At 69.8% G+C, this 11,982-nt stretch carries 10 protein-coding genes; 4 read left to right on the top strand and 6 right to left on the bottom strand.

Annotated elements, in window-relative coordinates; genetic code table 11:
• Positions 1-16 precede the first annotated feature (16 nt).
• Positions 17-1,606, bottom strand: coding sequence for an MFS transporter (locus ABT001_RS01020; RefSeq protein ID WP_351270378.1), 1,590 nt, complete (start codon positions 1,604-1,606; stop codon positions 17-19).
• Between the two features lie 62 nt (positions 1,607-1,668).
• Between ABT001_RS01020 and ABT001_RS01025 the strand changes: the two genes are divergently transcribed.
• Complete coding sequence (locus ABT001_RS01025; protein ID WP_351270381.1) at positions 1,669-2,673, top strand: helix-turn-helix transcriptional regulator; 1,005 nt, start codon at positions 1,669-1,671, stop codon at positions 2,671-2,673.
• A gap of 111 nt (positions 2,674-2,784) precedes the next feature.
• Here the strand turns inward: ABT001_RS01025 and ABT001_RS01030 are convergent, their stop codons facing one another.
• On the bottom strand, positions 2,785-3,786 hold the full coding sequence (locus tag ABT001_RS01030) for a sigma-70 family RNA polymerase sigma factor (protein ID WP_351270384.1): 1,002 nt from the start codon (positions 3,784-3,786) through the stop codon (positions 2,785-2,787).
• A 148-nt stretch (positions 3,787-3,934) separates the two neighbouring features.
• On the opposite strand from ABT001_RS01030, the gene ABT001_RS01035 reads away from it, so the two are divergent.
• Complete coding sequence (locus ABT001_RS01035) at positions 3,935-4,516, top strand: GNAT family N-acetyltransferase (protein WP_351270386.1); 582 nt, start codon at positions 3,935-3,937, stop codon at positions 4,514-4,516.
• Here the strand turns inward: ABT001_RS01035 and ABT001_RS01040 are convergent.
• The gene (locus tag ABT001_RS01040; RefSeq protein WP_351270389.1) at positions 4,464-5,246 is read right to left on the bottom strand and encodes a dioxygenase family protein; all 783 of its coding nucleotides are present in this window, start codon (positions 5,244-5,246) and stop codon (positions 4,464-4,466) included. The genes ABT001_RS01035 and ABT001_RS01040 overlap by 53 nt on opposite strands.
• Positions 5,247-5,429: 183 nt before the next feature.
• Between ABT001_RS01040 and ABT001_RS01045 the strand changes: the two genes are divergently transcribed.
• The gene (locus tag ABT001_RS01045; RefSeq protein WP_351270392.1) at positions 5,430-5,942 is read left to right on the top strand and encodes a MarR family winged helix-turn-helix transcriptional regulator; all 513 of its coding nucleotides are present in this window, start codon (positions 5,430-5,432) and stop codon (positions 5,940-5,942) included.
• Positions 5,943-5,979: 37 nt separating this feature from the next.
• On the opposite strand, the gene ABT001_RS01050 is transcribed toward ABT001_RS01045, so the two are convergent.
• Both ABT001_RS01050 and ABT001_RS01055 read right to left on the bottom strand, forming a co-directional pair.
• Positions 5,980-7,491, bottom strand: a complete 1,512-nt coding sequence (locus ABT001_RS01050; RefSeq protein ID WP_351270395.1) for an MFS transporter — start codon at positions 7,489-7,491, stop codon at positions 5,980-5,982.
• Positions 7,492-7,680: 189 nt separating this feature from the next.
• Complete coding sequence (locus ABT001_RS01055; RefSeq protein ID WP_351270733.1) at positions 7,681-8,298, bottom strand: TetR/AcrR family transcriptional regulator; 618 nt, start codon at positions 8,296-8,298, stop codon at positions 7,681-7,683.
• 356 nt (positions 8,299-8,654) lie between these two features.
• On the opposite strand from ABT001_RS01055, the gene ABT001_RS01060 reads away from it, so the two are divergent.
• Positions 8,655-9,932: a M6 family metalloprotease domain-containing protein gene (locus ABT001_RS01060; RefSeq protein ID WP_351270397.1), complete on the top strand. Its 1,278-nt coding sequence runs from the start codon at positions 8,655-8,657 to the stop codon at positions 9,930-9,932.
• Between the two features lie 149 nt (positions 9,933-10,081).
• Here the strand turns inward: ABT001_RS01060 and ABT001_RS01065 are convergent, their stop codons facing one another.
• Positions 10,082-11,563 carry a DHA2 family efflux MFS transporter permease subunit gene (locus ABT001_RS01065; protein ID WP_351270400.1) on the bottom strand — a complete coding sequence of 494 codons (1,482 nt, stop codon included), beginning with the start codon at positions 11,561-11,563 and terminating at the stop codon, positions 10,082-10,084.
• Between the last annotated feature and the right edge of the window lie 419 nt (positions 11,564-11,982).

The following is an 11,982-nucleotide window of genomic DNA, read 5'->3' on the forward strand; positions in this document are numbered from 1 at the left end:
TCGGCTCGCAGCCCCCTCACCTCGTCAGTGCGGGCTCCTTCGGCAAGCCGTCGCCCTGCGACCGGGCGGCCGGCGTCCCGTCCCCGCCGCCCTCCAGGTGCAACCGGGGCCTGGCGGGCAGGGCGAACATCACGAGGAAGATCACCGCGAGTACCCCGGCCACCCACCACAGCGACTGCTGGAACGCGTCCACGAACGCCGCGCCCATCGCTTCCGGCGGCAGCCGGTCGCTGATCGTGCCGAAGAAGACGACCGAGACGAGGCCGAGACCCAGCGCCGTGCCCATCTGCTGCACGGTGTTGATCAGCCCCGACGCCGACCCGGAGTGCTCCTTCGGCACCCCGGAGAGCACCGCGTCCGTCAGCGGAGCCACGATCAGCCCCATGCCCACGCCCATGACCACCAGCGGGAGCACCATCTGCCACGGGCTGATGTCCAGTCCGTAGCGCCCGGCCTCCCAGATGTAGAGCAGCAGCCCGGTGATCATCAGCAGCGCGCCGGCCTGCAGGACCTTGCGGCCGAAGCGGGGCACCAGCTTCTGCACGGAGACCCCGGCGGCGCACGAGACGGCGATCGAGAACGGGATCCCGGTCGAACCGGCCCGCAGGGCGCTCCAGCCCAGGCCCATCTGCAGGTAGAGCGTCCAGACCAGGAAGAAGATGCCCAGGGCGACACCGAAGGTGAGCTGAACCGCGGTGCCCGCCGCGAAGCTCTTCACCCGGAACAGCGACAGTTCGATGAGGGGCGAGTCGTCCCTGTCCCCCTTGCGGCGCTCGAACAGCACGAGAGCCGCGAACACCAGCAGGCTGGCGGCCATCGACACATGGCCCCACAGCGGCCAGCCCAGCTCGCGTCCCCGGGTCAGCGGGTAGAGAAGCATGAGGAGACCGAGCGTCACGAGGGCCACGCCGGCCAGGTCGAGCCGGAGTGCCTTGGGCGCCTTGGACTCGGTGATGAACACGCGCCCCAGCAGCAGTCCTGCGATGCCGACCGGCAGGTTGATCAGGAAGATCGGCCGCCATTCGAGACCGAAGAAGTTCCACTCGGTGAGCAGTGCGCCCAGCAGGGGCCCGGACACCGCGCCGAGCCCGACGATCGCGCCGAAGAGCCCGAAGACCTTGCCGCGCTCGTGCGCCGGGAAGGTGGCGTGCACGATCGACAGCACCTGCGGCACCATCAGTGCGGCCATGCCGCCTTGCAGGATGCGCGAGGCGACCAGCATCTCGGGGTTCACGGCGAACCCGCAGAGCGCGGAGGCGATCGTGAAACCGGCGATGCCTATGAGGAAGAGCCGCTTGCGGCCGTAGATGTCGCCGAGCCGGCCGCCGGTGATCAGACCGGCCGCGAAGGCCAGCGCGTATCCGGCGGTGATCCACTGGATCGCCGTGAACGAGGCTCCCGTGTCCCGGGTGATGCTCGGAATGGCGATGTTGACGATCGTGACGTCGACCAGGTCCATGAAGGCCGCGGTCATCACGATCGCGAGCGCGAACCAGCGGCGTCGGTCCGCGGTACCCGCCTGGTCTGTCAGGTCCTGCGGTGCGGTCGGCCCGGTCGGCGCCGTGCCGACGGCTGCCGTGGTCGGCAGGGATTCGGAAGATTGCATGGCCAGAAGCTAGAGGCCGAACAGGTCAGTTAGTGACCTAATGGATGGGCATCCTGTACCCCATGACCGACACCCCGGCACGACTGCTGAATCTGCTGTCGCTCCTCCAGACTCCTCGTGAGTGGCCGGGCAGCGAGCTGGCCACGCGGCTCGGCGTCACCCCGCGCACCATCCGGCGCGACATCGACCGGCTGCGCGACCTCGGCTATCCGGTCGAGGCGTCACGCGGCTCGGTCGGCGGCTACCGCCTGGTCGCGGGGACCGCCATGCCGCCGCTCCTGCTGGACGACGAGGAGGCGGTGGCCATCGCGGTGGGGCTGCGGGCCGGCGCCGGGCACGCCATCGAAGGCGTCGACGAGGCGTCCGTGCGGGCCCTGGCCAAGCTGGAGCAGGTGCTGCCCTCACGGCTGCGGCACCGGGTCTCCTCCCTTCAGAACGCCACCGTCCTCCTCACCCGCGGCGACGGCGCGACCATCGATCCGCGGACGCTCACGGCGATCGCCTCTGCCGTCACCGCGCGCGAACGGCTCCGCTTCGGCTACCGGGCGAGGGACGGCGCCGCGTCGAAGCGGCAGGCCGAGCCGTACCGCCTGGTGAGCACGGGCAGCCGCTGGTACCTCGTCGCGTACGACCTGGACCGCGAGGACTGGCGCACCTTCCGGGTGGACCGGGTGAGTGACCCCTTGGCCACCGGGTCCCGGTTCACCCCGCGCGAGCTCCCCGCCGGGAACGGCGACGCGGCGGAGTTCCTCGCGCGTTCGATGGCGCGTACGCAGCCGGAGCTGCACATCGATGTGACGTTCGAGGCGTCGGCCGCTGCCGTGACGGCCCGGCTGCCCGCGGAGTTCGGCGCGCCGGAGCCGAGGGGCGAACAACGCTGCCGGCTGCGTACGACGTCCCAGAGCTCGCTGGAGTGGGTGGCGCTGCGGCTCGCCCTGGTGGACTGCGCGTTCGTGGCGCACGGTCCGCCCGAGCTCGTGGAACACCTCGGCGTCCTGGGTGCGCGTCTGTCCCGCGCCGCGTCACCGCGGGCGACCGGCGGGACATGCACCGGCACACATGAATGAGCCCCGGCGCCGGGGGGGGTGGGCGCCGGGACTCAGCTCAGGGGACCGGAAAGGAGACCGGTCGTCGGGCCGGTGCGAACCGGCTTGATGGGGAGATTACGGGTTATCGGCTCACGCCGCAGCGTCAAAGCCCGTGTCGTGAGCCATTCGCTTCAATTCGAGCAATGCGTGCTTCTCGATCTGACGGATCCGCTCCCGAGTCAGACCGTGCTGCTTGCCCACCTCGGTGAGGGTCCGCTCACGGCCGTCCTCGATCCCGTAGCGCATCTTGATGATGGAGGCGGTGCGGTTGTCGAGCTTGCCGATCAGGTCCTCGAGCTCCTCGCTGCGCAGCAACGTCATCACGGACTGCTCCGGCGACACGGCGGAGGTGTCCTCCAGCAGGTCCCCGAACTGCGTGTCGCCGTCGTCGTCCACGGACATGTTCAGGCTGACCGGGTCACGGGCCCAGTCCAGGACGTTGCCCACGCGCTCGGGGTTGGAGTCGAGCTCGGCGGCGATCTCCGAGTGGTCCGGATCCCGCCCGTGCTCACGGTTGAATTCGCGCTGCACGCGCCGGATCCTGCCGAGCTCCTCCACGAGGTGGACGGGGAGCCGGATGGTGCGGGACTGGTCGGCGATGGAACGGGTGATGGCCTGCCGGATCCACCAGGTGGCGTACGTCGAGAACTTGAAGCCCTTGGCGTAGTCGAACTTCTCGACCGCGCGCACCAGGCCCGCGTTCCCTTCCTGGATCAGGTCGAGCAGGGGCAGACCCGCCCTCGGGTAGCGCCTGGCCACGGCAACGACGAGCCGGAGGTTGGAACGGATGAATATGTCCTTGGCGCGCTCGCTCTCGGCGACCAGCGCCTCCAGCTCCTCACGCTTCGCACCGCCGGCTTCGCTCTCCACCACTCCGTCGAGGATCTGCTGGGCGAAGACGCCCGCCTCGATCGTCTGGGAGAGCTCGACCTCCTTGGCGGCGTCGAGCAGCGGTGTGCGAGCGATCTCGTCCAGGTACATGCCGACCAGGTCGCGATCGGCGATCTCCCCGCCCACGGCGCGAACACTGCTTGCCCGGTTGGTCCCGCCGGTGCTGGCGGACGAACGACGGGCGACGGCACGGGTTGCCATGCGTGCTCCCTTGCTGAGTAGGTCGCGACACCCTCCCGGGTGCCCTGCATCCGATGGAAACAACGACTGGAATCCGGACAGAATTCCCACGACGCCCATTCACTTTCGAGATCATGCAGTACCCTGTCCGACCCCCAGAGGAGGACAGATGCCGCAGATACCCGCAGAAGTGCAGGTCAGGCCCGGAGTGGAGGACGATCTGCGGGCACTCACGGACATCTACAACCATTACGTCCGTGAGACCGCGCTCACATTCGACACGACCGCCTTCACCCCGCAGGAGCGTCTGCCGTGGCTGCGCTCCCACCCGGAAGACGGACCCCACAGGCTGCTGGTTGCTCCGGACACGGATACCCGGCACGACGCACCCCATGTCCTCGGCTACGCCACCAGCAGCCCGTTCCGCGCGAAGGCCGCGTACGGCACATCGGTCGAGGTGAGCGTGTACCTCGCCCCGGGCGCCACGGGCCGCGGTGTCGGCACGCTGCTCTACGCGGCACTGTTCGAGGCCCTGGCCGACGAGGACGTCCACCGCGCCTACGCCGGGATCGCGCAGCCGAACGAGCCGTCGGTCCGGCTCCACGACGCCTTCGGCTTCCGCCACGTCGGTACGTACACGGAGGTGGGCCGGAAGTTCGGCCGGTACTGGGACGTGTCCTGGTACGAGAAGCGGCTGGTCAGCCGAACTGCACCGAGCGCTTGGCCAGGCCCAGCCAGAAGCCGTCGATGACGCTGCGCCCCTGATCGAGATCCCCCTCGGCCGCCCCGAGTGTGACGAACAGCGGTGCGAAGTGCTCCGTGCGGGGGTGGGCCAGCCTGCCGGCGGGCGAGGCGTGCTCGAAGTCCAGCAGGGAGTCGATGTCCTGCGCCTGGAGCGCCCGGTGACCCCAGTCGTCGAACTCCGCGGACCAGCCGGGGGTGCCGCCACCGGGGTGCCTCAGGGCCGCCAGGTTGTGCGTGAAGAAGCCGCTCCCGACGATCAGCACCCCTTCGTCGCGCAGCGGGGCGAGCTTGCGCCCGATGGACATCAGCTTCTGCGGGTCGAGCGTCGGCATCGAGATCTGGAGTACGGGGATGTCGGCGGCGGGGAACATCTCGACCAGCGGCACGTACGCCCCGTGGTCGAGGCCGCGGTCGGGGATGTCCTGGACCGGGGTGCCGGCGCCGCGCAGCAGCTTACGGACGTCGTCGGCGAGCTTCGGGGCCCCGGGGGCGGCGTACTCCACCTGGTAGTAGTGCTCGGGGAAGCCCCAGAAGTCGTAGACCAGCGGCACGGGCTCGGTGGCACCGAGGGCGAGCGGGGCCTCCTCCCAGTGCGCGGAGACCATCAGCACCGCCTTGGGGCGGGGCAGCCCGGCCGACCAGGCGGCCAGCTCTCCGGGCCAGACCGGGTCGTCGGCGAGCGGCGGGGCGCCGTGGGAGAGGTAGAGGGCGGGCATGCGTTCCGCGGTGACTGTCATGACACTCCCATTCCTCCGCCGATCAAGGTATGTGTGTTCCCTGCAGGTACCGGGAACGCGCTCCAGCGCGAGCGCAGTGGATTCGGCAGATCAGTTCTTCGGGACCAAATCTTTGAATCTTCAAGTTCCAACTACCGGAGACCTTAGCTCTATCTAGTTCAACTTTCAAGAAAAGGTCGTACAGTGGAGTACATGACCACGGCATCCCCCGGCGGGCCCCGATGGCTCACCGATGAAGAGCAGAGCGTGTGGCGCAGCTATCTCGCCGCCACCACGCTCATGGAGGATCACCTCGACCGCCAGTTGCAGCGCGACGCGGGCATGCCGCACATCTACTACGGACTCCTCGTCCAGCTCTCGCAGGCTCCTCGCCGGCAGAAGCGCATGACCCAGCTGGCCAAGGACGCCAAGATCACCCGCTCCCGCCTCTCGCACGCCGTGGCGCGGCTGGAGAAGAACGGCTGGGTCCGCCGTGAGGAGTGCCCGTCGGACAAGCGGGGCCAGAACGCGATCCTCACCGAGGAGGGCCACGCGATGCTCAGCCGGTCCGCACCCGGGCACGTCGAAGCGGTGCGCCAGGCGATGTTCGCCCGGCTCAGCCCCGAGCAGGTACAGAGCCTCGGCGAGATCATGCAGGTCATCGCCACCGGTCTGCAGCCGGAGGGCACGGACGCGGATCTGCCCTGGCTCCGCTGAGCGGAGCCAGGGCAGACCCGGTGTCCCGTCGCCTCGCTCAGTGAGCGACGACCGGGATCCTGAACTCTTCCTCGGCTCCGTCCGTCAGGCCGTCGCCCGCGCCGGTGCCGGGGCGGCCGGTGTTGATCAGGGCCACCGCGATCGCCGAGGCTGCGACCAGGATGCCGACCGCCCACCAGATGGCGCTGGAGAAGCCGGCGACCATGGCCTGCAGTTCGAGCAGCTTCGGGTCACTCGCACCGGCCGCGTGATCGGCGACGTACGCGGTGGTGGCACCGGCGGCGATGGTGTTGAGCAGGGCCGTGCCGATGGCACCGCCGACCTGCTGCGAGGTGTTCACCATCGCGGAGGCCACCCCCGCGTCACGCGGCTCGATGCCGTGCGTGGCCAGGGACATGGCCGGCATGAACGCCGTGCCCATGCCCAGGCCGAGCAGCAGCTGGCCCGGCAGGATGACGGCCGTGTAGGAGGTGTTGATGTCCAGCTGGGTCAGCAGCAGCATGCCGACGGCCGCCACCAGGAACCCGGGGCCCATCAGCAGCCTCGGCGGGACCCGGGTCATCAGCCGGGCGCCGATCTGCGTGGAGCCGGTGATCATGCCGACGATCATCGGCATGAACGCGAAGCCGGTCTTGACCGGCGAGTAGCCCTGGACCACCTGCAGGTAGTACGTCAGGAAGAGGAACAGTCCGAACATCGCGATGATGGCGAGGCCCAGCGAGAGGTAGACCCCTCCTCGGTTGCGCTCCATCAGGACGCGCAGCGGCAGCAGCGGCGACTTGACGCGCGCCTCGGTGGCGACGAAGGCCGCCAGCAGCACCACGGCCGCGACGAACATGCCGACGGTCAGCGAGTCCGACCAGCCGGCCGACTCGGCACGGGTGAAGCCGTACACCAGAGCGACCAGACCCAGGGTGGACAGGACGACGCCGGGTATGTCGAGCGGCGAGCGGTTGCGGCTGCCGGACGGCTCACGGATGACGAAGTAGGCACCGGCGGCGGCGATGATCGCGAACGGGATGTTGACGAAGAAGGTCCAGCGCCAGTTCAGGTACTCGGTGAGGAAGCCGCCCAGGATCAGGCCGACCGCGCCACCGCCACCGGCGATGGCCCCGTAGATACCGAAGGCCTTGGCGCGCTCCTTGGCGTCCGTGAACATCACGGCGAGCAGGGAGAGGGCCGCCGGGGCGAGCAGTGCGCCGAAGACGCCCTGCAGGGCACGGGAGCCGAACATCATCGCCTCGCCCGTCGCCGCACCACCGAGCGCGGAGGCCGCGGCGAAGCCGAGCAGGCCCACGACGAAGGTGCGCTTACGGCCCCAGAGGTCGGCGATGCGTCCACCGAAGAGCAGGAGCCCACCGAAGGCGAGGGCGTAGGCGGTGATGACCCACTGCTTGTTGCCCTCGGAAATGCCCAGATCGGTCTGGGCGGAGGGCAGCGCGATGTTCACGATGGTCGCGTCGAGCACGACCATCAGCTGGGCGAGTGCGATGAAGGCCAGTGCTTTCCAGCGACTGGGATCCGGAAGGGTTCCGGCTGTTCTGGACATGGGAGTTGCCACCTAAGGACATGAGGAGCTGCGGGTCCGGCGGACCGCGAACGGACCGCGTACGGACTCGGAAAAGGGCGAGCGGTGCCCGGGCCGGACCCTGCGTGTCAGGTCCGGGCCGGTTTCATGGGGCTGATGGGGGCCGCTGAGGGCCGAGGGCTGAGGGGTCGGTTCTCCGGTGCGCGGGTGTCAGCACCCGCCGCGAAGGTCCTCCAAGGTCGCCGCCGATCCGGGCAGCTCGGAGCGGGCCGGAGCTTCCAGACCGTCCAGGAAGAGCTGCAGATGGCGGTGGGTGAACCGGTCGATCTCCGGGCAGGCGGTGCCGGGCAGCGGCCGGGTGAGCTGGGAGAGGGCGACGAGTACGTCACCGACGGCGATGTCGGTGCGCAGCCGCCCCGCGGACTTGGCACGCTCCACGAGCCCCTCGACGGCCTCTTCGAGGCGGCGGCGCTCGGTGAGCAGTTCGGGGTGGGCGTTGTCGAAACCGCCGGACAGCATCGGGCACAGGGCGCCGATCCGTTCGTCGGCCGCCGCGTGCACGAAGCGGCTGAGCGCGGCGAAGGGGTCGGACTCGGCCTCGACGGCCTCCTCCACCCGGTCGGTGGTGCGGGAGGTGACGGCGAGGACGACCTCATGGACAAGGGCGGCCCGGTCGGGGAAGTTCCGGTAGAGCGTGGCGTTGCCGACTCCGGCCCTTCGTGCGACCTCGTCGAGCGGCACATCCGGCCCGAACTCGACGAACATCTCACGCGCGGCCGTCACGATCCGCTCCCTGTTGCGCAGCGCGTCCGCCCGCGGGCGGGGCATGCGGCGCCGTACGGCGCAGGAAACGGGTTCGGCGACGGACTCCACGGCCACGGCTCTTCCCTTCCGATGGGCTCGGCTCGATGTGCGCGTTCTCGACTCGCTGCGTACGACTCGATGGGCGCGGCGGCCTCCGGCGCAACCGGGGACCGTGTCCCCGTTTCTCGGGAACACAGGTGTAAACGGGGAAGGGATCCCCGCTTATTTCCCACCCCTGTGTGACCTGAGTCACGCGAACCGCCCGACAGAAACCCTCCATCGGCGCACCCAGCGAGCGGTCCCCCGTGACCCGGATGAGGCTGATCGCCAGAGCGCAGTCAGGGCCGGCCGACTGCCGCCGATCCCGAAGGCGCCGCCCCATGCAGCAGCCCCGCCACCGGATACGCGGATACCGCCGCCCCCTCGCCCTCGCCGGAGCGACGGCCCTGGTCATCGCGGTGACGGCATCGGCCAGCTCCACCCTGCCGCTGTCCGACCGCGCGGCCGCCGGACCCGTGTCCGCGCCGCGCGGGACCGGCCTCGCACCGTGCCGAATACCGACGGCCATGGGCGTCCAGATGTCGGAGGGCATGCCCACGCCTGCCGGCTACGTGCGGTCCACCGGCCGGATCAAAGCCCTCAACCTGATGATCGACTTCCCGGACGCGCGGGCGACGGAGCCGACCTCCGACCGGCTCGCGGAATTCTTCCCGCAGACCTCCGACTGGTTCAGCACCAGCTCCTACGGCCGGCTCACCTACATACCGGAAGCACCGGTGGAGGACTGGCTGCGGATGCCGAAGCCGTTCGCGGAGTACGGCATAGAGCGCGGCTCACCGTACGAGCCGGGCTACCGCGAGCTCGTGAGGGACCTGGTGGCCGTCGCCGACCCGAAGGTCGACTTCTCGGCGTACGACCTGGTCAACGTGCTGGTCACCCCGAACGCCGGCCCTTCCGCGCTGGACACAGTCCTGTCGGTGACCTTCTCCGGGAACGACGACGCCCCGTCCGCCGACGGCGTGCCGCTCGCCAACACGTCCTTCGTGTACAGCCGCCAGGACGACGGCTCCGGCTCGTACGCGGAGACCGGCTACCGGGTCCTGCCCCACGAGAACGGCCACGTCTTCGGGCTGCCCGACCTCTACACGATGGAGGGCGGCGGCTCCGTGGGGCACTGGGACATCATGTCCGAGGACTGGGGGGCCAACAACGACCTCCTGGCCTGGCACAAATGGAAGCTCGGATGGCTGGACGGCGACCAGATCAGCTGCGCCGCCATGCCCGGCACCAGCGAACACGTCCTCGGGCCGCTGGCCACGACGGGCGGACCGAAGCTGGCCTTCGTACCGGTGAGCGCGCAGTCCGGCTACGCGGTGGAGGTACGGACCGCCGGGGGCAACGACGAGGCGGTCTGCCGGCCCGGCGTCCTCATCTACAAGGTGAGCTCGGACGTGGACACCGGCCAGGGGCCGGTGTCCGTCGAGGACAGCACCGAGGACAGCGGCGGCTGCACCCGGCGGCCGAACGTCCACGCCGAGCTCTCCGACGCCCCCTTCGAACCGGGTGAGACGTTCACCGACCGGGCCAACGGCATCCGCATCTCGGTGCGGGACAAGGCACCCGACGGGAACTACCGGGTCCGCATCACCCGGCCGTGAACCCCGGACCCGCGCTCCTGTGGAGTGCGCCGACGACTCCCACCCGGATCCTGTCCGCCATGTGCCTACCCCCTGAGTGATCGAGTCCTCCCCACACAGGTCGGAGCGCGGCCGGTGATCCCGGCCACCTCCGGCCCGTTGGGGTCCTGTCAGATGTGTCCTACCGTCGGCACCGCCTCAGGCGTCACCTCGGCCGCCGTCGCGCCGGCGGCCGTGGGCCGCTCGACGTCCTTCAGTACGAAGAACGCCACCAGCCAGGCCACGAACACGAACCCGGCCGCCCACAGGAAGGCCAGGCTGTAGCCGTCCCGCAACGCCTCGATCGCCGGACGCCCCTCGCCCAGCAGCGAGTTGCTGTGCGAGGTGGCGACCGTCGCCAGCACCGCCAGACCGACCGCGGCGCCGGCCTGCTGCGCCGTGTTGTTCAGACCGGAGGCCAGACCCGCGTCCTCCGGGGCCACGGCGCCCATGGCCCGCATGATGACCGACGACACCGTCAGCCCCATGCCGAAGCCCTGGACGACCAGCGGCAGCGCCACGTCGATCCAGTAGTCGCCGCCGACCGGGGCCCGGCTGAGCAGCAGCAGACCGCCGCCGAGGAACAGCAGACCGGTGAGCAGCACCAGCCGGGTGCCGGAGCGAGCAACCAGCTTCGGCGTGAAGAACAGCGACATCGTGCCGATGACCAGCGGAGCCGGTAGGAACGCCAGTCCGGTCCGCATCGAATCGAAGCCCAGCACGCGCTGCAGATACAGGGCGTTGAGGAACTGGAAGCCGAAACCGGCCGAGAAGATCAGCACCACCGCGATGTTGGCGCCGACCACCTCCCGGTTGCGGAAGATCCTGAGGGCCAACAGCGGACGCCGCGCCGTGGCCTGCCGCCACACGAACGCCGCCAGCAGCGCCACCGACACCAGGCCGTACGTGGCCGGCTCGCCGCTGCTGAACTCGTCCTCGGCGACCTGCGAGATGGTGAACACGCCCAGCGACAGGCCGGCCGTCACCAGTACCGCGCCGATGGCGTCGGCGCCCGCCTTCAGGCCGAGGCCCGGCTCGTCCGCCAGCAGCTTCAGGCCGAGGAACAGGACGACCACGCCGATCGGCAGGTTGATCAGGAACACCCAGTGCCAGCCGAGCGTGTCGGTGATGACACCGCCGGCGATCAGACCGAGCGAGGCACCGCCCGCGGACACGAAGCTGTAGATGCCCATGGCCTTGGCCTGCTCGCCGGGCTCCGGGTACAGGCCGACGATCATGCTGAGCACCACGGCGGACGCCAGCGCGGCGCCCACACCCTGCAGGAAGCGGCCCGTGATCAGCACCTCGGAACTGTTCGCGATACCGCACACCAGCGAGGCGACGGTGAAGACACTCAGACCGCTGAGGAACACCTTCTTGGTGCCGAGCAGGTCTCCGAGTCGGCCGGACAGCAGCAGCAGACCGGCGAAGGCGATGAGGTAGGAGTTCACGACCCAGGACAGGCCGCTCTGGGAGAAGCCGAGTCCGTCCTGGATGGTCGGAAGTGCGACCGTGACGATCGTCCCGTCAAGGATGATCATCAACTGCATCGCGCAGAGGATGGCGAGCGCAAGGCCCCGCGTGGTGCGGGCCTGTGATGTCGGGGGAGTCATCACTCACTTCTTTCGTCGTCACACCGTGATCGTGCGTCGGACTGTGGACCGAGCGGCGCCGGTATCGCGCCCGCACGTGGGTCCAGTACGCCATGGCAGGGGCCACCGTCCGGGAACCGTGCGGTAATCGCGCAGGCGGAAGGAGTGAGGGACATTCGACGGGCCGCGCGGCGCTGCGGCGGGCGGCCCAAATCCTGGGCGAGGAGATCGGGTTCACGCGTCCGAGGGGCCGTGTGGACGGCACGCGAGGACTGGGCGGTCGAGGTGGTGGGGGCGGGAGCGTCGGCCCTGGCGGCGGCCGCGACGTCCCTGGCGGAACCGACCCACCCCGACGTCATCACGACCGGCGGCGGCTTCGCGAGGTCCCTCCCCGGGTACGTCGACCGTGCACGAACCCGAGCCGGTGGGGCCGGCTGCCC

Source organism: Streptomyces sp. NPDC002793 (genome assembly GCF_040295485.1).
Taxonomy (GTDB): domain Bacteria; phylum Actinomycetota; class Actinomycetes; order Streptomycetales; family Streptomycetaceae; genus Streptomyces.

Excerpts from the sequence above, each read along its gene's own strand:
- ABT001_RS01040 (WP_351270389.1), bottom strand. The coding sequence starts at position 5,246 with ATGACAGTCACCGCGGAACGCATGCCCGCCCTCTACCTCTCCCACGGC.
- ABT001_RS01035 (WP_351270386.1), top strand. The coding sequence starts at position 3,935 with ATGCCGCAGATACCCGCAGAAGTGCAGGTCAGGCCCGGAGTGGAGGAC.
- ABT001_RS01055 (WP_351270733.1), bottom strand. The coding sequence starts at position 8,298 with ATGCCCCGCCCGCGGGCGGACGCGCTGCGCAACAGGGAGCGGATCGTG.
- ABT001_RS01025 (WP_351270381.1), top strand. The coding sequence starts at position 1,669 with ATGACCGACACCCCGGCACGACTGCTGAATCTGCTGTCGCTCCTCCAG.
- ABT001_RS01030 (WP_351270384.1), bottom strand. The coding sequence starts at position 3,786 with ATGGCAACCCGTGCCGTCGCCCGTCGTTCGTCCGCCAGCACCGGCGGG.
- ABT001_RS01065 (WP_351270400.1), bottom strand. The coding sequence starts at position 11,563 with ATGACTCCCCCGACATCACAGGCCCGCACCACGCGGGGCCTTGCGCTC.
- ABT001_RS01020 (WP_351270378.1), bottom strand. The coding sequence starts at position 1,606 with ATGCAATCTTCCGAATCCCTGCCGACCACGGCAGCCGTCGGCACGGCG.
- ABT001_RS01050 (WP_351270395.1), bottom strand. The coding sequence starts at position 7,491 with ATGTCCAGAACAGCCGGAACCCTTCCGGATCCCAGTCGCTGGAAAGCA.
- ABT001_RS01060 (WP_351270397.1), top strand. The coding sequence starts at position 8,655 with ATGCAGCAGCCCCGCCACCGGATACGCGGATACCGCCGCCCCCTCGCC.